Origin of the sequence: Nocardia sp. NPDC051052 (assembly GCF_044456045.1) — a bacterium.
In the GTDB taxonomy this organism is placed as follows: domain Bacteria; phylum Actinomycetota; class Actinomycetes; order Mycobacteriales; family Mycobacteriaceae; genus Nocardia.
Genome location: NZ_JBITFL010000006.1, coordinates 655,692 through 678,096 on the forward strand (window position 1 = coordinate 655,692; position 22,405 = coordinate 678,096).

Genomic DNA, 22,405 nt, shown 5'->3' on the forward strand with positions numbered 1-22,405 from the left:
GACCACCTGACTCGTTATGCGCTGCCGTTTTCACTGCTCACCAGCCTCTGCGGGTCGAAAAGTGCGATCGGGTGCTCGGTGGTCGCGTCGATGACCAGGTCGGCCAGGATCTCCCCCACCACCGGGACGAATTTGAAGCCGTGGCCGGAGAAGCCGCAGGCGATGGTGACGCGGGTGCCGCCGGGGTGGCGAGCGATGACGAAGTGCTCGTCGGGGGTGTTGGAGTACATGCAGGTTGCCGTGTGGACGCAGGGACCGGCCAGCGCCGGGAGCAGGGCGGCGACTCGGTCCCGCATCTCCTCGATCTCGTGCGGATGCACGACGCGATCGATGGTGTCAGGCGTGCAGACGATGCCTTTGCGGAAGAACGCCATCTTGACGCCGCCTGCGGGCCCATCGATGGCGGGGAAGCCGTAGATCTGCGTGCCGGAGTCGTCCTCCGCGACGTAGATCGGCTGGTCCTCGAAGGCCGTGGTGCCACCGATCGGATCGAGCCAGTACAGCACCTGGCGTTCGATGGTGATGGGAATACCGAAGTCGGACAACAACTGTGGCGCCCATGCGCCGGGGCAGACGACGAGCTGGTCCGCGTGATAGGTGGCCCTGGCGGTTGTCACCGTTACGCCGGAAGCGGTTTCCGCCCAACTGAGCACCTCCTCGCCGAACGACAGGGTCGCACCGGCGCGCAATGCCAGGTCGATGTGCGCCCGCACCGTCAGTTCCGGGCGGGCGAATCCGCCGTTGGACTCGTACACCGCGATGTCGTCGTCGGCGGGGGTGAAGTTCGGGAAGCGGCGCCGGATCTCGGCAGCGTCCAGGACCTCGTGCGGCAGTGACCATTCGCGACTCGCCCGCAGGTTGCCCGCGACCGTCAGGCTGTCCGGCGGGCCGAGGTACAGGCCGCCGGTGAGCCGGACGACTTCGCGGTCGGCATCGGCGGCCAGCTTCGCCCAGAGTTCGTAGGAGCGCAGCAGCAACGGAACGTAGGCGGGGTCCTCGAAGTAGGACTGGCGGATGATGCGGGAGCCGCCGTGGCTCGAGCCGCGGTTGTGCGCGGGGGTGTACTTCTCCAGTCCGAGCACCCGCTGTCCGCGCGCCGCGAGGTGATAGGCGGCGGCACTGCCCATGCCGCCGACGCCGATCACGATGACGTCGTATCCCTTTGTCGCCGTGGTCATGTCGTTACCTCCTGATCCTGGACATCTCGGGATCGACCACCGGCTCGGCGTGCACCGTCGCGGTGTGGCGGGTACCGAGGTACTCGACCTCGACCGCGTCGCCCACGACGACGGACGCGGGCAGCCACGCGTAGGCGATGCAGCGTCCGATGGTCGCCGAGTAGCCCGCGCTGGTGACATATCCCCCATACAAGCCGTAGACATAGACCGGCTCTTTGCCGAGTACCACCGCCGATGGGCTCTCGAAGACGATGCTGCGCAGCAGCTTTGCCGGTGCACCGGCCTGTTCCAGCGCGGCCTTGCCGACGAAATCGGGCTTGGTCATCCGCACCGCGAAGTCGAGACCCGCCGCTACCGGCAGGTGTTCCGCGGTCATGTCGGTTCCCCAACTGCGGTAGGCCTTTTCGATGCGCAGACTGTTGAACGCGATGCGGCCCGCAGCGATGACCTGGTAGGCGCTGCCCGCCTCCCACAGCAGATTCCACAGCGCGTTGCCGTATTCGGCGGAGGTGTAGATCTCCCAGCCGAGTTCACCGACGTAGGACACTCGCAGCATGGTGACCGGAATGGGGCCGAGATAGGTGTGCAGCGCGCGGAAATACTTGAACGACTGATGCGCCAGGTCGTCGGAGCACAAGGGCTGCACCAGGTCCCGCGCGTTCGGTCCCCAGACACCGACACAGCAGGTGCTGCCGGTGATGTCGCGCAGCGTCACCGAGCCATCGGCGGGCAGGTGGCGGGTGAACCAGTCGAAATCCATCGGTCCGTTGGCGCCCACTTGGAACCGTTGCGCACCGAGCCTGGCAACGGTGAGATCGCTACGGATACCGCCGGTTTCGTCAAGGAGCAGCGTGTAGGTGACCGAGCCGACGCTCTTGTCCACGTTGTTCGTGGTGAGCCGCTGCAGCAGGTCGAGCGTGCCGGGACCGGCCATCTCGTATCGGGTCAGCGGTGTCATATCGAACATCGCGACGCGTTCCCTGGTCCAGCGCGCCTCCGCGATGGAGATCGGCGACCAGAACCTACTCGACCAGTCGTCCCGGTCCGGGAACGGCATACCCTCGTCGCGAAGTCGCTGCGTCAGTGCGGCATTGGCCTCGTACCAAGCGGGCCGCTCCCAGCCACCGCCCTCGAAAAAGAACGCGCCCAACTCCTGTTGCCTGGCGTAGAAGGGACTGGTACGCAGACCGCGCAACGCGGTGCGATATTGGTGCGGGTGGATGATGTCGTAGACCTCGACGAAGGCCTGCGAACTGGTCTCCATGATGAATTTCTCGCTGCGCGCTACGTCTTCGAAGCGATAGAGATCGCACTCGTGCACGTCGGTACTCGGCGCACCATCGATGATCCATTCGGCGGTCGCTTTCGCTACCCCGGCCGAATGGGTGACCCACACGGCCTCGGCAACCCAGAAACCCGCGAGATCTCGGTGTTCGCCCATGATCGAGAAACCGTCGGGGGTGAAGGAGAATATCCCGTTGAATCCCTCCTCGGGCTTCGAATCACCCAGTGCAGGCAGCAATTCCATGGACTCGTGCCAGGCAGGGGCGAAGTCGGCATCGGTGAAGGGCAGCATCGACGGCATCGCCGCGCCCGCGGTGGCCGATGCCAGGGTGGACATGTCGACCGGCATCGGCCGGTGACCGTAGTAGCCGATGCCGATCCGGTCGTCGTGTACGCGAAAGTAGAGGTCCTGATCCTGATGGCGCAGGATCGGCAGGCGCGCTGCGGCGGCACGGTCCGCTAGTGCCGCCAGCGATCCGGTCTTGGCGTACTGGTGCGCCATCGGCACCAACGGCAGCACCAGCCCCACCTGCTTCGCCAGCTCAGCACCCCAGAATCCGGCCGCGCACACCACGATGTCCGCGGCGATGACACCGTCGGCGGTCCGCACCCCCGCTACTCGCCCACCGCTCTCGGCGATGCCGAGCACCTCCTGGTTGGGCAGGAACCGTGCGCCGCGGGCGATCGCGGACCGCGCCTGCGCTTCGACCGCGCGCACCGCATTCGCCAAACCATCTGCGGGAGTGTGGAATCCGCCGATAACATGGTCGGCATCGAGCAGTGGATACAGGGCAGCACATTCGGACGCGTCCAGCAGGCGCCCCGCGATCCCCCACGACTGCGCCCAGCCGAATTTGCGGTGCAGATCCCGCCAGCGCTCCGGCGTGGTGGCCACCTCCAGTCCGCCGACCGGATCGAACGCGGGTCCCGCCGGATGATCGAGTGCGCCGAACTTCTCGGTGGTGTAGCGGGCGAACTCGGTCATCGTCTTCGACGGGTTGGTCTGGAACACCAAACCCGGTGCGTGCGAGGTGGATCCGCCCGTCGTGAACAGCGGTCCCCGGTCGAGCACGGTGATGTCGGCCCAGCCACGGGCGGTCATTTCGTCGGCCAGCGATGCCCCGACGATCCCGGCTCCGATGATGACGACTTTCGGGTGAGCCAAAGGGTGCCTCCGTTGTTGCTAGTAGCGCAACGAATTCGTATTACGCAACAAATAGTCCGCCTGTCGAGGCACGCTGTCAACCGCGGGAAACCACGTGTCAACAGGGCTATTCGGGGGCTTGACGACGCCTCGGCCATGTCGCACACTGTTGCGTATCGCGATATCTGTTGCGCTCTAAGCAACTCATGGAGGGTTGATGGAATCCCTTGCGAAGCACCCCGCCGCCGGGACCGAACTGTTCGTCGCACGCCTCGCGGACCTGCCGGTCGGCGAGGTGGCCACCGTGCGGCCGGACGGCGGAACGCCGATCGCGGTATTCCATACCGACGACGGCTTGTTCGCGATCGATGACACCTGCACGCACCAGGATGCGTCTCTCGCGGATGGCTGGGTCGAAAACTGCACGGTCGAATGTCCTTTGCACGAGTCATGTTTCGATCTGCGCACCGGTCGAGTGTCCGGGCCGCCCGCCAAGATCGCCGTGCGCACGTATGCGGTGCGGATACTCGACGGCGATGTCGTGGTCAGCAGCGTGCCGTCATGAGCTGGCGAATGGTGGAGTCGTGAGCGTGGTGGTCGTCGGTGCGTCACTGGCCGGGTTCTCGCTGGTACGCGACCTTCGGGAGCGGGGCTACGGCGACAGCATCACCGTGGTCGGCGATGAAGTCCATCCGCCTTACGACCGGCCGCCGCTGTCGAAGGAATACCTGCACGCCGACGTCGATATCGCGTTGGGCGACACCAACGATCCTGGCACCCACTGGTCGCTCGGACGCCGCGCGACCGGAATCACCTCCACCGCAGCCGGTCCCGGCGTCACCCTCGACGACGGAGCAGTGATCGCCGGGCAATCGCTGGTCCTCGCCACCGGCGCCCGCGCTCGCACACTACCCGGCGCGCAAGCACTGGCCGGCATCCATACTTTGCGCACCGTCGATGACGCCTACGCGATCCGCGCCGCATTGCACACCGCGCGCACCGTCGTCATCGTCGGCGCGGGACTCATCGGTTCCGAGATCGCCTCGACCGCAGCAACTCTCGGCGTGCGGGTGACGATCGTCGAACTCGCGACCGATCCGCTGTCCGGCGTCTTCGGCCCACACCTCGGCGCATTGTGCGCGGATCTGCACGCGGCCAACGGCGTCCGGTTGCGCACCGGAGTGGCGGTGGCCGAATTCCTCGGCGACGCACGGGTCAGCGCGGTGCGCCTCACCGATGGCACGCTGCTCGCCGCCGACGCCGTGATCATCGGCATCGGCGCGGTCCCCAACACTGAATGGGCCCAGGATTCTCCGCTGCGCATCGACAACGGTTTCGTCACCGATTCACAGTGCCGCACAACAATTCCCGACATCTACGCCATCGGCGACTGCGCCCGCGCCTATCAGCGCACCTCAGGGACCCACCATCGCAGCGAGCATTGGTCGAACGCCACCGCCCAGGCCCGGATCGCGGCGGCGGCCATCGTCGGCGCACCGGCCGCGAACATCCCGACCACCTATTTCTGGTCACGGCAGTACGGACGGATGATCCAGTTCGCGGGCGACCGCCGACCGGACGACGCGGTTCGCTTCATCGACGGCGACCCGTCGACGCCCTCGTGCACCGCACTGTACGAACGCGACGGCGAGCCGGTGGCCGTCTTCGCCATCGACAACGCCCGCCTGTTCACCCGTTACCGCAAGCAGATCGAGCGACGGCCCGCGGCCTTCGCGACCCCGTAGGAGGATTCGTGTCCGAAACCGTGCGCGGCGTCATCGCGCGCCGCAAAGCAGCGCCGGTCGAGATGGTCGAGGTGGTCATCCCCGACCCAGGGCCGCACGATGTGGTGGTGCGCGTGCAGGCGTGCGGGGTGTGCCACACCGACCTGCACTACCGCGAGGGCGGCATCAACGACGAATTCCCGTTCCTGCTCGGCCACGAGGCCGCCGGAATCGTGGAAACGGTCGGCGCCGCCGTAACCCATGTGACGGTCGGCGATTTCGTCGTACTCAACTGGCGCGCCGTCTGCGGGGAATGCCGAGCGTGCCGCCGCGGCCGCCCCTGGTACTGCTTCGATACCAGCAACGCCAGCCGGCGCATGACGCTGTCCGACGGCACCGAGCTGACGCCCGCCTTGGGTATCGGCGCCTTCGCCGACAAGACCTTGGTCCACGAAAAGCAGTGCACCAAGGTCGATCCCGACGCCGACCCCGCCATCGCGGGTCTGCTCGGCTGCGGCATCATGGCGGGCATCGGCGCGGCGATGAATACCGGCAACGTCTACCGCGGCGACAGCGTGGCCGTGATCGGCTGCGGCGGCGTCGGCGATGCCGCCATCGCCGGAGCTCGCCTGGCCGGCGCGAAATCCATCATCGCCATCGACCGCGACTCCCGAAAGTTGGCCTGGGCCGAGGAATTCGGCGCCACTCACCGCATCGACGCCAGCACCGAGGATGCGGTCGAACGGATACAGGAACTCACCGACGGCTTCGGTGCCGACGTGGTGATCGATGCGGTAGGGCGCCCGGAAACCTGGAAGCAAGCCTTCTACGGCCGCGATCTAGCGGGCACTGTGGTCCTGGTCGGCGTGCCCACCCCGGACATGACCCTCGAAATGCCGCTGATCGATCTGTTCTCGCGCGGCGGGGCCCTGAAGTCCTCCTGGTACGGCGACTGCCTACCCGAACGCGACTTCCCGATGCTGATCGACCTGCACCGGCAAGGCCGACTCCCCCTGGAACGCTTTGTCACCGAACGCATCTCACTCGACGAGGTCGAAAAAGCCTTTACCGCCATGCATCACGGTGACGTGCTGCGCTCCGTCGTGGTGTGGTAAACGTTCACCGTTGCGGCAGCAGGCCGTTCACGATGGCCTCCAGGCCCTTCCGATGAATATCGCGGGAGGTCAGGCCGCCCCATTGATCGCCGATGGCCGCAAGCGTGGGAAGGTCGGCCGGGTCCAGCTGATCAACGCCCGCCTCGGCGGACGACGACGCCTCGAGTCGCGCCCGCCGACGGTCTCGGTTCACCCGGATGATCAGATCGCCCATGATGTAGTACCAGATGGTGCGATACAGGTCGACGGCCTCTTCGGTGCTGCACCCGTAGGTGACGGCGGCGGCCACCAGCGTCTCGACGATCCCCATGGCCGAGGGAACGATCAGCGGGTCGGAGGTCAGCACCTCGATGATCCACGGTCGCTCGGCGAGGCCTTCGTAGAGGGCGAACGCGGCCTCGAGCAGCCGCTCACGCGGATCGTCGGAGAATTCCCACCGCGGGATCTGCTGTGCGTGCGACTCCAGCAGCAGCAACAGCAGCTCGTCCTTGTCGCGCACATGGTGATACAGCGCCATCGGCGTGCTGTCCAGTTCCTTCGCCAGCCGCCGCATCGACAAGCTGTCCGCACCATCGGTCCGCAACACCTGATCCGCGGCCGCGACGATAGCCTCCCGCGAGAGACGCGGCGGTCGTCCGACCTTCCCTGGGCGATCCGTTTGTCTGGGCACCGAGCCATCCTCCCCTATCCGCTGGCGCGGCCAACCATGCGTATGCCCAGCAGCGACGCCCTCGTGGTGATCACAGGCGGTCTCACCGTGGTTCAGCCCGATGGTCGAATCTGCCGCACGGGGTGTCGCACCGATGGCGGATGGGCAGGTCGGGCTTGCTCACCCGCACAGCGCGTGGGTGAGCAAGCCGCGGATATCGGTGGTGGTGGGTGTCCCGGTGTAGGAAATGGTGACCGCACGCCCAGCGGCGGTGGCGCCGGAGATGGCAGAGAAGCCGTGGATACCTCCGACGTGGCCGACATATCTTGCGCCGCAAGCTAGTTGGGTGTAGCCGACGCCGAGACCGTAGGAGAAGCCGTCGCCGTGGCCCCTGTCGACACCATCCAGCATCTGCTGCCGGACGGGCTCCGGCACCACCTGCCCAGCTAGCAGGGCGGTGTAGAAGCGGTTCAAGTCGGCGCCCGTGCTGACCAGTGCGCCCGAGGCCCACAGCAGCGACGGCTCGATGTGCGTCTGATCGATGATGGCGCCTTCGACGGTGGCGTAGCCGCTCGGATGCGGATCGCGCAAACCGGTTTCGCCGGTGGACGGGAGATAGGTGTCCGACAGGCCCAACGGGATGAGAATGCGGTCATGCAGTTCATCGGCGTAGCGGTGTCCGGTCACCGCCTCGATCAGCATGCCGGCGACGATGTAGTTGGTGTTGGTGTATTCGAACCGGGTGCCGGGGGCGAACTGCGCGGGATACCGTAAGGCGACCGCGATCTCCTGCGCGGGGGTGTAGGTGAGGCCAACCTGGGCCGCCTGGTATTCGTTCGTCTGCGGGGATTCGGGCGCTTGGGGCAGTCCGCTGCGGTGCCCCAGGACCTGGCGGACGGAGATGGCGTGCCCGTCGACGCCGTCGCCGCTGAGCAGACCGGGCAGGTAGGTGTCGATCGGCCGGTCGAGGTCGATCCGGTGTTCGGCCACCAGTTGCAGCACGATCGCGGCGGTAAAGGTCTTGGTAATGCTGCCGATCCGGACGTACTCGGACGAATCGGTCGGCATCGGGCTCCGCGCGGCGAGATCGGCGAGGCCCGCGATGACAACCGTGCTGGCGCCATTGTCGGTGAGCGTGGCGAATGCCCCGACAGCGCCGGAGCGCACCATCGCCTCGAGGTCACCGCGCACCCTGTCCGCGCGGGTGACCGCGACCGGTGGTGCGGAGGCGGGCCTGGCTGCGTTGGTCGTGCAGGCGCACACCAGCACCGCGGCCGCGCAGAGCGGGAGAACGAAGGCTCGTACATTCATGACCCGACCGTAAAACCCCAGGCCCGCAAACGCATTGGACCGCAGTACTACAGCACATCCAACCCGAGTGCCAGCCCAGCCGAGGGTGGGCGATTACCTACCGCGTCGGATTGCGAGTCCGAATTACTCGCTATTCGGCTACTTTCAGACGGTCGGTTGCCGTCGCGATGATCAGGCCGCACAGCCGATCTGGAACGTGCCGGGCACTATATTCGGCCGAACGACTGCTTGGAATCGATCATCTAGTGGCCGCGTGCACGGCGGGACAGCAGTGACTGCAGCACGACGAGGGCGCCGAGGATGAGTACGGTTACGCCGATCGTCCGTAATCCTGTCGCCGCGCCCGAGATGAACGCGGTGACAATGTCGTTGGTGCGGCCGGTGGTGGTGGCGAGGGCTTGGGCTACGGTGTGTGGATCGTGGGCGGCGCGGATGTCCGGAGGGAGCGCGGCGACGAAGCGGGCGGTGAGGACGGTGCTGATGATGGCGACACCGAGGGCGCTGCCGAATTCGCGGGTGGTGGCCTGTAATCCGGCGCCGACTCCGGCCTGGGCGTGCGGTAGTGAGCCCGCGATGGCGCCGGACAGCGTCGGAAGTGCCAGCGTCACGCCGATTCCGGTGACCACGAGCCAGGCGGCATAGGTGAGGTAAGACGTGTGTGCGTCGCTCATGGACAGGCCGAGTAGTCCGCCGCCGACGAACACGAAGGCGAGTGCGATCGTCGCGTCGATGCCGATGCGCTGGGACAGGCGGCCGACGTGCCGGGCGGCGAGGATGATCGGGATGGTCAGTGGGATGATGCCGAGACCGGTGCGCAGCACACTGAATCCCATGCCGTACTGCAGGAATGACGCGTTGACGTAGAACAGCGCGAACATGCCGAAGAAGACCGTCGTCATGCCGAGGCACGCGCTGCGCAGGCCGGGGACGCGGAACAGGCGCGGATCGAGCAGTGGGTGTTCGACTTTCAATTCGACCACCGTCCACACCGCGAACAACACTGCGGCACAAACGAACCCGCCGATGACGACCGGGCTCCCCCAGCCGGACTCCGGCCCCTGGACGATGCCGAGCAGCAACGCGACCGACGCCGCGACGAACAACACCGCGCCGGGCAGGTCGAGGGCGCGATCATGACGCGGCGATAGCGGCGCGATGCGCCCGACCAAGGCCACCAGCACCAGCGCGATCGGCAAGGCGGCAACGAACAACCAGCGCCACGAACCGCCCGAAAGAACCGCCCCGCCACCAACATTGCCGACCACGCCACCGATACCCGTCATCGACGCCCAGACCGCGATCGTCGGGCCCTTGCGTTCGACCGGAACAGCGTGCAGCAGCACCGCGAGCGTGTTGGGCAGCACCGCGGCCGCGCCGACACCGGTGATCGCGCGACTGACCAGCAGCACAGCGACATTCGGCGCGACCGCCGACAGCAGCGCACCCACGGCGAACAGTCCGAGGCCGGCCAGCAGAACACCCTTGCGCCCGAAACGATCCCCGGCGGCACCACCGGGAATCACCAGGCAGGCGAAGAAGATGACGTAGGTATCGACGATCCACACGAGTGTCGACGCGGACGGATGCAGTGCGCTCGCAGCAAGCATCGGGACGGCCAAGTTGATCGCGGCGACCATCCCGACGACAAGCACGACGCACGCGCACATAACGGCGAGCAGACCGCGGGGCGCGACGGGACTGGCCGGCCGCGCGCGGGACGTCGGCGGGCGATCACGGGTCAAAACATTGAATGGCATGGTCACGACGGTATGAAGTGGGTGGATTCCGTGCCACGCAACTTTGACAATAGTGACTTGCGTAGCATGCAACTATGTCCGAGCAGCTCGACCTGAACCTCCTTCGCGTGTTCGACGCGCTACTCCAGGACAGCAGCGTCACCGCGGCGGCCGAACGCCTGCACCTGTCCATCCCGGCAACCAGCCGGGCGTTGGGCCGGCTGCGCCGCGCGATGCACGATCCGATCCTGGTGCGGGCCGGTCGCGGGATGGCACCGACGCCGTTCGCGCTGCGCACCGCCCCGCGCGTGCGTTCCCTGCTCGACGAAGCATCGGTCCTGATCAGCGCCGACCGAGAAGTCAGCATCGCCGAGCTCGAGCGCACCTTCACGATTCGGATCAACGACGGTGTGGCGGTGACACTTTCGGCCGTGGCCGCCGAAGCCACTGCCGCGGCCGCGCCCGGCGTGACGCTGCGTTTCGTCGCGGAGGGCAGCGAGAGCATCGAAGCCCTGCGCGACGGTTCGGTCGATCTCGACATCGGCGCCAGTGATGTCACCGCGCCCGACATCCACGAGGCCCTGCTCTACCAAGAACACATAGTCGGCATCGTCCGCGCCGACAGCCCGCTCGGCAAACACCGCCGCCCGACGTTGTCCCAGTTGTGCGAGTACCCCCACGTCTCGGCTTCCCGCCGGGGCCGCGCGCGCGGACCGCTCGACGCCGTACTCGACGCCGCGGGCCTGCAACGACGGGTCGCCGCCGTCGTGCCGACCGCCGCCGTGGCGGCGCTACTGGTCGCCACGAGCAACTACGTCGGACTGGCCCCGCGGCGCCTGGCCGAGCAGTACGGCGAAACGCTCGGCATTCGCTGGTTTCCCATCGCCGGCCTGCCCGACATCGACGTCCGGCTGCTCTGGCACGCCCGGCTCGACGCCGACCCGGCCCAGCGCTGGTTACGTGCGACGATTCGCGACGCGCTCAACGGCAGCCGCACCAGTTCTGACTTCCCGCACCCAGACTCGCCGCGCTGACACGCGTACGTGTCTCAAAAGTGCGGGGCCAACCCCCTACGCGTCCGCGTCCGCGTGCTCGAGTTGCGAGACGTTGCCGAACACCGCGACCGCTACCGCGCCGCCGATGGCGAGGACGAAGCCGAGCCCGGCCAGCCAGCCGAGCCCAGGTCGCGACGTGTCGCCGAGCACCAGCACTCCGATGATTCCCGGAATGACCGTCTCACCGACCACCAGCGCCGCGGTCGCCCCGTTCACCGAACCGAGTTGCAGCGCAACGGTATGCAAGTAGAAGCCGCCGATACCGGCGATCGCGATCGTCCAGGCGGCCGGGTCGGCGAGCAGTGTCGTGACGTGCAACGGATCGATCCCCTGCACAATGCGTACCGCGATCGCCAAGGCCCCGAACAACATTCCGGCGGCCAAACCCGCGGCGACCGCGCCTCTCGACCCCAAGCGCCGCACCACGAGCTGACTGACACCGAACAACACCACCGACGCGATCAGCACACCCCAGTGCATGACCGGGTTATCGCTACCGCCACCCTCATGCCCCGCGGCCGCACCCAGCGCGGCCAACGCGAGGATCACCGCACAGATCGCCACCCAGTCCCGCAGGTGCAGCCGGATCCCGAGCACGAAGATGCCGAGCACCGCGGTGATGATCAGGTTGGCACTCATGATGGTCTGCGACAGGAACAGCGGAATCAGCCGCGCCGACACCGCATTCCCGGCGAACCCCACCACATCGAGCACGCTGCCGACGATGAACCACACCGTCAACACCGCCGCGACCGTGGAAGCGACCGTCGGCGCCCCGGTGTCGGTCAACTGCCCACCGGCGCCGCGCGCCGCCGCCACCGCGGCCGACCGGCGCGCGGCATACGCCTGCAGCACCGACGCCACCCCATACCCCACGCACGCGAGCAGCGCGGCTACCAGACCGATCAGCACACGACCAACCCCGAACCCACCATTTCAGCCACAACCGACGATAACGTCCGCGGACCCGGGCGTGGGTCACCGGCTCCGCGACGACGCCGTCGAGCGAGGCGAAGATCACCCGAGCTCAACGCAGGTCATGAACTCACCCCGGAGGCTAAATGGACAGAGCGACCGGTTAGGCCGTAGCCTTCAGGCAGCTGGAAGTGGACATATCGTCCGCTTGATTGGAGACGATGAGATGACCGCAACGATCGGCGCCGTGGACACCACTCCCCTTGCCCGCGAACACTTTCCGGCCGCACGCCGGTGGGCATACCTCAACCACGCCGGAATCAGCCCCCTGCCGCAGCCGTCGGTCGATGCAATGGTCCGGCGGGCGACTGAGGTTTCGCTGGATGGCGAGTTCACCTATGCGGCGCACAGTGCCGAGGTCGAGCGGGTGCGTTCGGCGGCCGCACGGCTGATGGGGGTGCCGTCGGCCGATGTCGCGTTCGTCAAGAACACCACGACCGGACTAGGGATGATCGCCAACGGTCTCGACTGGGCTCCCGGCGACCGGGTGATCGTGCCGGATCTGGAATTCCCGTCCACCCTGTATCCGTGGCTGGCGTTGGCGGATCGCGGCGTGCTGGTCGATCGGGTACGGCCGGAGGGGCCGGGTGGACGGCTCAGCGTCGAGGCATTCATCGATCGGATCCAGGCCGGGCCGCCGCCAAAGCTGGTCGTCACCAGCTGGGTGCAGTTCGGCCGCGGCTGGCGAGTCGACTTGGCGGAGCTGGGGCGAGCGTGCCAGCAGGTCGGTACCTTGTTGTGCGCGGACGTGATTCAGGGGATCGGCGTGCTGCCAGCCGAATTGGCGCGCTGGGACGTCGATTTCGCGATGGCCGACGGGCACAAGTGGCTGCTGGGCCCGGAAGGCTGCGGCGTGCTGTACGTGCGGGGTTCGCGGCTGGAGTTGCTGCGGCCGCTGGAACCCGGCTGGAATTCGGTGGCGCACCGCGAGGACTGGGACAACCTCGAGCTGGTATTCGACGACACCGCACGGCGTTTGGAGGGTGGCATGCCGAATGTGACCGGCATAGCCGCGCTCGGCGCCTCGATCGATCTGCTGCATGACGCGGGCATCCCGGCGATCTGGTCCCATGTCGATCGCCTGTGCGATCTGGCGTGCGCGGGCCTCACCTCGATCGGCGCGACCGTATTGTCGGACCGCTCGGCCGAGGGACGTTCCGGCATCGTCGCGGTGCACCTCGATGGCCCGCCGATGCCCTTGCTCGCCAAGCAATTACAAGCCGAGGGTATCGCGGTGTCCGCACGTGCGGGCGGGCTGCGCATCTCCCCGCACGGCTACAACAACGACGAAGACATCGATCGACTGGTCGACACGACGGCCCGGCTGATCAGCAGCTGAAAACCGCTGAACCGGGCACCCCCGGTGCCGCATACTCATGACCATCCCCTGCCGAGGACCCGTCATGAGCGAGTTGCGTGCTGATCCCCCGCATTTCACCGCCTACGGTCCTTGTCTTTGCCCAACCCGTAGGAGTTCCCATGGATCTCGCGGCACCCCTCTGCGTCGTCGGCGCCGGCCAGAGCGGCATCTTGGCCGCCGCGAAGCTGCGCGAGCTCGGCTTCGAGAACATCGACATTCTCGAGGCGGGCCCGCAGTTCGGCGGCTACTGCCAGACCGTCGACGTCGACGGTGACATCTACGATTTCCAGTCGCATCTGGTGATCCAGCAGTCGTTCGGCGCGGATATGGCGGGCACCGCCATCGACGAACTGCTGCGCAATCATCCGGTGCCGACGAAGACCGAGGCGCTGTACTTCGTCGGCCGATCCGACTCCGGCAAACCGCAACTCGGCGTGCCGCCACATCTCGTGCCGCTGTTCCAGAGCATGACCGCTGAGCAGCTGATCGACCAGCTGGTCGAGGCCTGGAACATCATCGAACAGGCGGCGCGGAACAGGCACGCGCCCGGACAGAGTGGATTAGCGTTCGATGGCGTCCCCGGCGAGACCTGGGAGACCTATCGCGCGCGCCACGCACCGCTGGTCGGCGAGGTGTTGCAGGGGCTGACGATCTACGCCAATATGCGCCGTCCGCGCCAGCCCGCCGAAACCATCATCAATATCAACGCGCACATCAATGGGCACGTTTCGCAGCTGGCCAAGCTGTTCCTGTCGCTGTATCCGGCCGAGAAGCAGTCGTTGCTCGCCAGGATGCCGCAGTCGTTGCTCGCGCAATTGGGTTCCCGTCGACCGGTCAGCCTGAGCTTTCAGGCGGGGTTCATCAGTTTCCTGCGCCGGATCGCCGATGACCACCGGCTCACAGTTGCCGTCGACAGCCAGGTGACCGGCATCGAACCCATTGGGCCGGACGGGGTTCGAGTCGCCTGCACCGTGCACGGCGAGCAGCGCAGCGCGATCTATTCGCGCGTGGTGGTGACCGCGCGGCCCGCGCAGATCCGAGAGATGTTCCCCGCGGGCGACATCCACGATCTGTTCGCCGAACAGAACTGCCCGCGCGCGTGGACACGCAGCTACCTCGTCCGGGTGCGCGAAGAGCTCCTCGCCTACCCGCGTCGGCTGGATTCCGGTGAACCCCTCGGCTTCTGGGTGATCGATCCCTACGGCAGCTACACCGACTCCGATCCCGAGCAGGCGATGCATCGCATCACCGCGGCCAACAAACAACATCCGGGGCCGTACTGGGTCTGCTTCAGCAACTCCGACACCTCGATATCGGACGCGCGGGCCTGGTCGCTCGCCAAGGAGAGCCTGTTCCTGTTCGCCGACCCGGAACTGGTCGCCGAGACGATCGCCGAATGGCCCGCCTACCCGAGCGCGGCCGCGGTCCGCGACGGCTGGTTCGATCGGGTGGCGGGCATCCAGGGACAGCACGGCATCTACTTCGTCGGCGAGATTCTGTCCGGTCCGACCGCCGAATGCATCAGCTCCTTCGTCCGTGCGGTGATCCCGCAGTGGTTCGAACCGAGCGATACCACGTGGCCCTCGTCACATTGATACCTCGCAAGCAAACTCCCGGTTACTGACAGTCACCGCTAAACTTCGCGGAGAACGCGTTTTGTCAGGCGGTATTCAACAGACCGGAGATTGCCAGCCGGAGGCGGTGGCTCGGTGACAAGCAGTCGATCGATGGTGCGCGCCTGGTGGCGATACCGGGTCGATTACCGATGGCTGATCGAAACGCTCCAATCCCACTCCGCGCTCGAACCGTTGAAGCTGATGGTCGGTGCGGGCGGCATCGTCATGGGGTTGATCACCGTGCTGGCGCTGAATTCGCAGGCGGGTCAGAGCAACACCGCCGGGCAGGTGCAGGCCCTCCTCGTGGTCGCGATGGCGAGCGTGTGGACGGTGCGCTGGTGGTTGTTGCCGTGGCCTGGCGAACTCGAATCGCTGCTCTGGGTGGCGGGTGTCGATCTGGCCATCACCGCCAACAATGTGATGATCCAGGATCGGCTCCTCGGTGCGCTGGGCTGCGTGCTGCTGGTGACCAGCGGTGCGTACGTCACGATCTTTCACAGCCCGCAGGTCCTCGCGCTGCATCTCGGCTGGTCGGCGCTGTCGATTGTGGCGCTGGCGGCAATGATGGTGCTCGGCGTGCCGACCAGCAATGGGCATGGGCAGGGCGATGTCGCGCTGGGCATCGTGGCCGTCCTGGTGGTCATCGCGGCGACCGGCGTGGTGTTGCCGATCACCCAGTTCTGTAGCTGGCTGCTGCGGGTGGACGCGCTGTCGGATCCGCTGACCAAGCTGCTGAACCGCCGCGGCCTCGACTCGCACCTGCCACGCTTCTTCGGACGACGCTGCCGCGAAGGCGTCTACGTGGTGACGCTGGATCTCGATCGGTTCAAAACGGTCAACGACACCTTCGGGCATTCGTTCGGCGACGAGGTGCTGGTGCGCACGGCCGACCGGCTGCGGGCCGCGGCGCTGCCCGATGCCATCGTGGTGCGCACCGGTGGTGAGGAGTTCATGGTCGTCGGACATCTGCACGGCGCGGACATCGGTGCCGTCGCGGAGCGACTGCGGCACGCGGTCGAAACGATCCCCGGCCTGCCGAGCACGATCACCGCCAGCGTCGGGGCGGCGGAATTCGAGCCCGACCGCGAGGGCGAACGGCATCCCGCGACCACACCGCGTCAGGTGTTCCGCAGCTCGGATTCGGCCATGTACCGGGCAAAGCAACTGGGCGGCAACAACGTTGTGATCGCCGACCCCCGGGACGCGATCCCACCCTTGCACGACAGTCGCAACCTATCGTGAACGAGTGCCCCTGATCGCTGATCCGCCCGGACCACGAGAAAGGTCCAGCCCCAACCGATTCCTGCTCTGGCTGGTGATCAGCCAACCCCGTCGGGTCCTGCTCGGGGCAACCCTGGGCAGCCTGTGGATGGTGGCGCTCACCATTCCGCCCTACTTGCTCTCGCGCGCCATCGACGACGGTCTGGCCGAGAACGACCTCGCGGCGCTCACCGGCTGGGTGGCGGCATTGTTCGGTATCGGCGTTGTCAACGCGGCATTGGGCATCGCGCGCCACCGGACCATGTCGAAGATTCGCATGGAGGCGTCCTTTCGGATCGTGTCGACCACCGTCGAGCATTGTGTGCGGCTCGGCACCGATCTGTCCCGCCGCATCGCCACCGGCGAGATCGTCGCGATCGGCGGCGGCGATGTGCGGGTGATCGCGCAATCGTTGACCGTGACGGGGCCTGGTATCGGCGCCGCCGTCGGGTACATCGTCGTCGCGGTCGTGATGTTCGCCATCTCGCCGCTGCTCGCGGTGGTGGTACTGGCAGGCGTACCGACCCTCGCACTCACCGTCGGCCCGCTGCTGCACCGAATCGAGCGAGCCGGTGCCGGTTACCGCGAGCAGCAGGGCACGCTGACCACCCGGCTCGTCGATGTGCTCAACGGCCTCCAAGTGCTGAACGGTCTCGGCGGCAAATCCGGGTATGCTGCTCGGTACCAGCGTGATTCGCGAGCGCTCGTCACCCAGGAGTATCGGGTCGGCGTCGCCACCAGCTGGGTCGACGCGCTCGCCACCGGGCTGCCCGCGGCCTTCCTCGCGGTCGTCACTTGGCTGGGCGCCCGGATGGCGGCCGAGGGATCGATCAGCGTCGGCGGACTGGTCGCCGTGTACGGGTATACGGCCATGTTGGTCGTTCCGGTGTCGTTCTTCATCGAGGGTGCGGGCGATATCGCGCGCGCTCGCGTTGCCGCGCGTCGGGTGACGCAGTTGCTCTTGATCTCCCCGGAAAGCCGCACCGGCACCGTCGATGCTCCGGCAGGGCCGTCGATGCTGCGCGATCCCGCGTCTGGTGTCGAGGTGCGGCCGGGGCTGTCGACCGTGCTGGTCAGCGAACGTCCCGCCGACAGTGCGGCGGTCATCGATCGGCTCGGCGGGTTCACCAAATCGGACGTCACGTGGGGTGACATTCGGCTCGACGTCGTTTCCGCCGGGCAGCTCAGGGGTCGAATCCTGGTCGCGGACAACGACGCCCACTTGTTCACCGGGAGTGTCCGAGACGTCATCGCGGGCCGCCACGAGCCGGATGAAGTTCGGATCCTCGACGCACTGCACACCGCGGTGGCCACTGACGTGGTCGATGCCATGCCCGACGGTCTGGCCTCGACAATCAATCCGCGAGGCCACAATCTGTCCGGTGGGCAACGTCAACGGCTTCGGCTTGCTCGGGCCGTCTACGCGGATCCCGAGATACTGCTGGCGGTGGAACCGACCTCGGCCGTCGATGCGCACACCGAGGCCACGATCGCGACCCGGTTGCACGACGCGCGACGCGGACGAACAACGGCTGTCACCACCACCTCTCCGCTCGTCCTCGATCGTGCGGACAGCGTGCTCTACCTGGTCGACGGTGCGGTGGTGGCGGCAGGTACTCACCGCGAGCTGCTGCGGACCGAACCCGGCTACCGCGCCCTTGTATCGCGCGATACCGACGAGGGAGCACACCGATGACGACCCAACTCCCAGTCGCGGACGCCGCCCAGATCCGGCGTGCCGCTGTGCACGAGATCCGCGCGGACAGAATGGTATTCATCGCGGTGCTGGTGCTCAATGCGCTCGCGGTCGCCGCCGGTCTGGCCAGTCCGTGGTTGCTCGGCAGGATCGTGGACGCGGTCGGCAAGTCCCCCACACACGCGGTGATCAGCACCGTGGACCGGCTGGCCCTCGCGATCCTCGCCTGCACGGTCGCGGAGATCGTGCTGACCCGATACGCCCGATACGTCGGTTACCGGTTCGGTGCGCGCGCCGCGGCCCGCATCCGCGAACGGTTCCTCGATCGCGTCCTCGCCTTGCCCGCCGCGGTCGTCGAACGCGTCTCCGGCGGTGATCTGATCGCGCGAGGCACCACCGACGCGCCGACTATCACGGCGACGCTCCGGACAGCCGCGCCCGAGGTTTTCGTCGCCGCCCTCATGGCCGTGTTCATTATCGGCGCGGTATTGGTGCTCGACCCGGTTCTGGGTTTGTCGAGTCTCAGCTGCCTGATCGTGGCAACCATTGTGCTGCGCTGGTATTTGCGTAGATCCCGGGAGGCCTATCTCACCGAGGCCGCCAGTGGCTCACAGCTCGCCGAACTCATCGCGACCAGCGCAGCCGGGGCGCGGACGATCGAAGCGCTCGGTCTGGCCGAACGACACCGTGCGACAACCACTTCCGCGATCGCCACGGCGCGCGGCGCGCGGTTGGCGACCTTGCGGCTGCGGACGGTGTTGTTTCCGTCCCTGGAGGTTTCCTATGTCCTGCCGCTGGTCGCGGTCCTGTTGATCGGCGGCGCGCTGCACAGTAGAGGAGCCGTCAGCCTCGGCACCATCGTCGCCGCGGCCCTTTACCTGCGACAATTGGTCGCCCCGCTGAACACGGTCATGTTGTGGGTGGATGGCGTGCAGACCGCGATCGCGTCCTACGCGAGATTGGAAGGGCTCGCCGCGGCGCCGACCGCGAAACCGGCCACCTCGGCGACGCCCGCGGACAACCGGATTCGCCTCGCGGGCGTGCGTTACGCCTATGACAGGGGCGATGTGCTGCACGGCGTTGACCTCGAGATCCGACCGGGTGAGCGGCTCGCCGTGGTCGGCACTTCGGGCGCGGGCAAGACCACGCTGGCGCGGCTGCTCGCGGGCGTCGACGCACCACGAACCGGCTCGGTACACCTTGGGGGCGTACCGATTTCGGGTTTGGACCCAGACAGTCTGCGCCACCACATCGCCCTGGTAACGCAGGAACAGCACGTATTCAACGACACGGTTCGGGGGAACCTGCTCATCGCCAGGCCCGCGGCGACTGATGATCAGTTACGCGCCGCGCTCGCCGCAGTAGGTGCCGATTGGGCCGAGGATCTGCCGAACGGTCTCGACACGACGCTGGAAGACAACGGGTACCGCCTCGATGGCGCACAGGCACAACACCTTTCGCTGGCCCGCGTGGTCCTCGCCGACCCGCACACCGTCGTGCTCGACGAAGCCACCGCGCAAATGAACCCCACGTCGGCGCGAAACACCGAGCGAGCACTGGCCGTTGTCCTCGAAGGACGCACAGTGATCGCGATCGCGCACCGACTACAGACCGCACACGATGCGGATCGAGTCGCGGTGATGGACGCGGGCCGCATCATCGAACTGGGTACCCACGCCGACCTGGTCGCGCGCAACGGGACCTATGCCGCGCTATGGAACTCATGGCATGGATAAAACAGGAGCATCGAGGTGCTTGGCGAGCCAGGCCAGTGACATCGGGTAGCGGTAGTCGATCCCGCCGTGTGTGGCGTCGAATAGTTCGAAGTTGATGATGTCCGCGCTGACGCCGACATCGAGCAGGGCCTGCTGGAAGGCTTCGGCGCCGAGGTCCAGATACCACTCGTCGCGGGTGCCGGCGTCGATCCAGATCGCCCGCATCGATTGCATCGCCTCGGCGTGCATCGGCACCATGCGGACCGGGTCCCAGTCCAGCCATCGTTGCCAGACATCAGGTTTCAGTGCACCGGTGCGCAGATCGAAGGGTAGCTCCGGCAATCCATCGGGACCCGGCGAAAAGCATGCCGCCACGCAATACAACTCGACGAGTTCCTTGTCTTCCGGTTTGGTGAACGACACCCGGTTCTGAAAGTCCGCCCACCATCGGTGAATATCGCCGTCATAGGCGCGGAGCTGGCGCACGACGTCGGCGAATTCGGGCAGGTAGGAATACTCGAAGAGCGCGTCACCGGCATGAGTTGCCAACGCGCCGAAGATATCTGGACGGAGCATCGGCGTGATCATCGCGCCGAAGCCGCCGCTGCTTTTGCCCATGATCGCGCGGTGATCGCGGTCGGCCACCGTGCGATAGTGCGCGTCCACCCACGGGACGATCTCCTCGCAAAGGTAGGAGTGGTACGGGCCGGTGCCGCGCGAGTCGACGAATTGACTACCGCCATAGGCGGTCCAGGCGTCGACGAACACGACGATCGCCGGTGGCGCCTCGCCCGCCGCGAAGACCGCGTCGGCGGTTTCCGGAAACGGGCGGCGGAAGGCCGTCCGGTTGCGCCACATCTCGATATGCCCGCTGTACCCCTGGATTACGTAGATCGACGGATACCGCCGCTCGCGGTCGTCCTCGTAGCCCGGCGGCACGTATACCCACAACGGCCGTTCGTGCGGATCCCGCAGCGGATTGTCGCGCAGCAGCGCGCTGTCGAAGACATGTTCATCGAGACGTCCGGCTAGTTCGGCTGACCAAGGCAACATTTATCCCACGTTAGTCGCGCCGATCAGCTCAGCGGTCGATCTTGACCAACGGTGGTGAACAGGTTGAGTTTGTAGGTCGCCATCGGTGGAGCCCAGCCTAAAGCCTTGGGGCCGTAGCTGTATCGGGCCGTCCAGGTGCGGGCGATCGGGGGTCGATCGACGTTGTAGCGCAACGAGCTTCCACGAAGTAAGGTAACCCTTACCATGTTCTCGGAGGTGCAGATGACGACTACCTGGCTGGACACCCTGCTCCGGCAAACGCGGCGAGCGGGCGACTTTCCCTATCCGCACCAGGCCGCATTCCTACTCGACAACCCGGTTCGACGACTCTTCACGAATCCGCGCGACACCGTCGACCAACTCGAATTGACTCCTACCGATCAGGTCCTCGAGCTCGGCCCCGGCCCCGGTTTCTACAGTCTCGAACTCGCCCGCGAACTCACCGACGGCAGACTCGAACTGTTCGACCTCCAGCCGCAAATGCTCGACAAGGCCCGCCGCAAACTCGCGGCCGCCGGCTGCGAGAACGTCGGATTCCACAGCGGTGACGCCAGCTCGGGCCTGCCGTTCCCGGACAACACCTTCGACGTCGCGTTCCTGGCCGCCGTGATCGGCGAGGTCCCGGACAAATCCGCCTGCATCCGCTCGCTCGGCCGCGTCCTCGAGCCCGGCGGCCAGCTCGCGTTCTTCGAGCACTTCCCCGACCCGGACCGCCTGAGCGTGGCCGAGCTGCGGGAACTCGTTGAGCCGGAAGGCTTTACGCTGCTCGACGTGATCGGCAACCGATGGCATGACACCGTGCGCTTCACCCGCAACCCGAAACTTGTCGAAGGTTAGGAGCCGAACGCGCTCAACCGCGGCCGGGACAAATCGTTGTTGCCGATCACGATGTCCGCCTGCCGCGCCGGTTGGACTTGCTCGAGATACATCCGGCTTGCGACGTGATGGCGCTCATCGAACGCCGCGGCCGCCTTGCCGATCCCGCCGAACAGCGTTGCGTCCCTCTGCGTTCCCGGACAACCAGACCCAGCCCGAACCCACCGACCCGCAACCCCACTCGGCCGGGCAGGAAATAGCAGGCGCCATCCACGCCGCCGACCTCGGTCACCACACCGAGTACACCGACGACTACAGCGCCGACCAGAATGACCCCTACCAGTCCGAACCTGGCACAGGCCACGACATCGACTGGTAAACCCGTACTCGGCCACATCGCACTGACGTCGCTTATCGGTGAATCTTGAGGGCGGCCTGAACGGGCGCGATGTTGTATCGGCGAAATCTGACGCCGCGATCTAGCTCGACATCCGCTCTGCCAGCATGGTTTCGATGATCGTGATCGGCTGATCTTCGAACGTGGCGCATGGCCGTTTGAACCACGCGGTATGCGGCATAGAAAGACGTTCTGCGTCTCGGTCTGGACGAGCGAACGTCCTCCTGATGCGCTAGTCGGGCTTGTTGTCCCATCGCGGCAGGAGGACGTTCATGAGTAACGGTAGAGGCTTGTCCCGGGGTGATCGCAACCGAAACGCCC

18 protein-coding genes are annotated in these 22,405 nt (G+C 66.6%); 11 read left to right on the forward strand and 7 right to left on the reverse strand.

Features of this window, described 5'->3' with window-relative positions; genetic code table 11:
• Nucleotides 1-14: 14 nt before the first annotated feature.
• Both solA and ACIBCN_RS24270 read right to left on the reverse strand, forming a co-directional pair.
• Nucleotides 15-1,178, reverse strand: a complete 1,164-nt coding sequence (solA, locus tag ACIBCN_RS24265; protein WP_396993899.1) for an N-methyl-L-tryptophan oxidase — start codon at nucleotides 1,176-1,178, stop codon at nucleotides 15-17.
• 4 nt (nucleotides 1,179-1,182) lie between these two features.
• Nucleotides 1,183-3,627: an FAD-dependent oxidoreductase gene (locus ACIBCN_RS24270; RefSeq protein WP_396993900.1), complete on the reverse strand. Its 2,445-nt coding sequence runs from the start codon at nucleotides 3,625-3,627 to the stop codon at nucleotides 1,183-1,185.
• Nucleotides 3,628-3,823: 196 nt separating this feature from the next.
• Here ACIBCN_RS24270 and ACIBCN_RS24275 point away from each other — a divergent pair, with 196 nt between their 5' ends.
• The 3 genes from ACIBCN_RS24275 to ACIBCN_RS24285 are packed head-to-tail and all read left to right on the forward strand — an operon-like array spanning nucleotide 3,824 to nucleotide 6,445.
• Nucleotides 3,824-4,171: a bifunctional 3-phenylpropionate/cinnamic acid dioxygenase ferredoxin subunit gene (locus tag ACIBCN_RS24275; protein ID WP_396993901.1), complete on the forward strand. Its 348-nt coding sequence runs from the start codon at nucleotides 3,824-3,826 to the stop codon at nucleotides 4,169-4,171.
• 19 nt (nucleotides 4,172-4,190) lie between these two features.
• On the forward strand, nucleotides 4,191-5,351 hold the full coding sequence (locus ACIBCN_RS24280; RefSeq protein ID WP_396993902.1) for an NAD(P)/FAD-dependent oxidoreductase: 1,161 nt from the start codon (nucleotides 4,191-4,193) through the stop codon (nucleotides 5,349-5,351).
• 8 nt (nucleotides 5,352-5,359) lie between these two features.
• On the forward strand, nucleotides 5,360-6,445 hold the full coding sequence (locus ACIBCN_RS24285) for an S-(hydroxymethyl)mycothiol dehydrogenase (RefSeq protein ID WP_396993904.1): 1,086 nt from the start codon (nucleotides 5,360-5,362) through the stop codon (nucleotides 6,443-6,445).
• Nucleotides 6,446-6,449: 4 nt separating this feature from the next.
• Here the strand turns inward: ACIBCN_RS24285 and ACIBCN_RS24290 are convergent, their stop codons facing one another.
• The 3 genes from ACIBCN_RS24290 to ACIBCN_RS24300 form a co-directional block, all read right to left on the reverse strand.
• Nucleotides 6,450-7,115, reverse strand: coding sequence for a TetR/AcrR family transcriptional regulator (locus tag ACIBCN_RS24290; protein ID WP_396993905.1), 666 nt, complete (start codon nucleotides 7,113-7,115; stop codon nucleotides 6,450-6,452).
• 159 nt (nucleotides 7,116-7,274) lie between these two features.
• Nucleotides 7,275-8,405: a serine hydrolase domain-containing protein gene (locus ACIBCN_RS24295; protein ID WP_396993906.1), complete on the reverse strand. Its 1,131-nt coding sequence runs from the start codon at nucleotides 8,403-8,405 to the stop codon at nucleotides 7,275-7,277.
• A 242-nt stretch (nucleotides 8,406-8,647) separates the two neighbouring features.
• Complete coding sequence (locus tag ACIBCN_RS24300) at nucleotides 8,648-10,162, reverse strand: MFS transporter (RefSeq protein ID WP_396993907.1); 1,515 nt, start codon at nucleotides 10,160-10,162, stop codon at nucleotides 8,648-8,650.
• Nucleotides 10,163-10,236: 74 nt separating this feature from the next.
• On the opposite strand from ACIBCN_RS24300, the gene ACIBCN_RS24305 reads away from it, so the two are divergent.
• Nucleotides 10,237-11,175, forward strand: coding sequence for a LysR family transcriptional regulator (locus ACIBCN_RS24305; RefSeq protein ID WP_396993908.1), 939 nt, complete (start codon nucleotides 10,237-10,239; stop codon nucleotides 11,173-11,175).
• Nucleotides 11,176-11,211: 36 nt separating this feature from the next.
• Here ACIBCN_RS24305 and ACIBCN_RS24310 read toward each other — a convergent pair whose 3' ends face one another.
• Nucleotides 11,212-12,108, reverse strand: coding sequence for a hypothetical protein (locus tag ACIBCN_RS24310; RefSeq protein WP_396993909.1), 897 nt, complete (start codon nucleotides 12,106-12,108; stop codon nucleotides 11,212-11,214).
• 229 nt (nucleotides 12,109-12,337) lie between these two features.
• Between ACIBCN_RS24310 and ACIBCN_RS24315 the strand changes: the two genes are divergently transcribed.
• The 5 genes from ACIBCN_RS24315 to ACIBCN_RS24335 all read left to right on the forward strand — a co-directional run bounded on the left by ACIBCN_RS24315 (nucleotide 12,338) and on the right by ACIBCN_RS24335 (nucleotide 19,839).
• Nucleotides 12,338-13,510 (forward strand): aminotransferase class V-fold PLP-dependent enzyme, encoded by a 1,173-nt coding sequence (locus ACIBCN_RS24315; protein ID WP_396993910.1) that lies wholly within the window; start codon nucleotides 12,338-12,340, stop codon nucleotides 13,508-13,510.
• A 140-nt stretch (nucleotides 13,511-13,650) separates the two neighbouring features.
• On the forward strand, nucleotides 13,651-15,126 hold the full coding sequence (locus ACIBCN_RS24320) for an FAD-dependent oxidoreductase (protein WP_396993911.1): 1,476 nt from the start codon (nucleotides 13,651-13,653) through the stop codon (nucleotides 15,124-15,126).
• A gap of 114 nt (nucleotides 15,127-15,240) precedes the next feature.
• Complete coding sequence (locus ACIBCN_RS24325) at nucleotides 15,241-16,389, forward strand: diguanylate cyclase domain-containing protein (RefSeq protein ID WP_396993912.1); 1,149 nt, start codon at nucleotides 15,241-15,243, stop codon at nucleotides 16,387-16,389.
• Between the two features lie 4 nt (nucleotides 16,390-16,393).
• The gene (locus tag ACIBCN_RS24330; RefSeq protein WP_396993913.1) at nucleotides 16,394-18,103 is read left to right on the forward strand and encodes an ABC transporter ATP-binding protein; all 1,710 of its coding nucleotides are present in this window, start codon (nucleotides 16,394-16,396) and stop codon (nucleotides 18,101-18,103) included.
• A complete protein-coding gene (locus ACIBCN_RS24335; protein WP_396993914.1) occupies nucleotides 18,100-19,839 on the forward strand; it encodes an ABC transporter ATP-binding protein in 1,740 nt (579 codons plus the stop codon). The genes ACIBCN_RS24330 and ACIBCN_RS24335 overlap by 4 nt, the downstream gene beginning before the upstream one ends.
• Here the strand turns inward: ACIBCN_RS24335 and ACIBCN_RS24340 are convergent.
• Nucleotides 19,825-20,871 (reverse strand): alpha/beta hydrolase, encoded by a 1,047-nt coding sequence (locus ACIBCN_RS24340; protein ID WP_396993915.1) that lies wholly within the window; start codon nucleotides 20,869-20,871, stop codon nucleotides 19,825-19,827. The genes ACIBCN_RS24335 and ACIBCN_RS24340 overlap by 15 nt on opposite strands.
• A 237-nt stretch (nucleotides 20,872-21,108) precedes the next feature.
• Between ACIBCN_RS24340 and ACIBCN_RS24345 the strand changes: the two genes are divergently transcribed.
• A complete protein-coding gene (locus ACIBCN_RS24345; protein WP_396993951.1) occupies nucleotides 21,109-21,708 on the forward strand; it encodes a class I SAM-dependent methyltransferase in 600 nt (199 codons plus the stop codon).
• 157 nt (nucleotides 21,709-21,865) lie between these two features.
• A complete protein-coding gene (locus tag ACIBCN_RS24350) occupies nucleotides 21,866-22,066 on the forward strand; it encodes a hypothetical protein (RefSeq protein ID WP_396993916.1) in 201 nt (66 codons plus the stop codon).
• The last annotated feature ends 339 nt before the right edge of the window (nucleotides 22,067-22,405 follow it).

Bases quoted from the DNA above. Each gene is read 5' to 3' on its own strand.
- solA (WP_396993899.1), bottom strand. From the start codon at position 1,178: ATGACCACGGCGACAAAGGGATACGACGTCATCGTGATCGGCGTCGGC.
- ACIBCN_RS24275 (WP_396993901.1), top strand. From the start codon at position 3,824: ATGGAATCCCTTGCGAAGCACCCCGCCGCCGGGACCGAACTGTTCGTC.
- ACIBCN_RS24295 (WP_396993906.1), bottom strand. From the start codon at position 8,405: ATGAATGTACGAGCCTTCGTTCTCCCGCTCTGCGCGGCCGCGGTGCTG.
- ACIBCN_RS24300 (WP_396993907.1), bottom strand. From the start codon at position 10,162: ATGCCATTCAATGTTTTGACCCGTGATCGCCCGCCGACGTCCCGCGCG.
- ACIBCN_RS24305 (WP_396993908.1), top strand. From the start codon at position 10,237: ATGTCCGAGCAGCTCGACCTGAACCTCCTTCGCGTGTTCGACGCGCTA.
- ACIBCN_RS24315 (WP_396993910.1), top strand. From the start codon at position 12,338: ATGACCGCAACGATCGGCGCCGTGGACACCACTCCCCTTGCCCGCGAA.
- ACIBCN_RS24320 (WP_396993911.1), top strand. From the start codon at position 13,651: ATGGATCTCGCGGCACCCCTCTGCGTCGTCGGCGCCGGCCAGAGCGGC.
- ACIBCN_RS24335 (WP_396993914.1), top strand. From the start codon at position 18,100: ATGACGACCCAACTCCCAGTCGCGGACGCCGCCCAGATCCGGCGTGCC.
- ACIBCN_RS24340 (WP_396993915.1), bottom strand. From the start codon at position 20,871: ATGTTGCCTTGGTCAGCCGAACTAGCCGGACGTCTCGATGAACATGTC.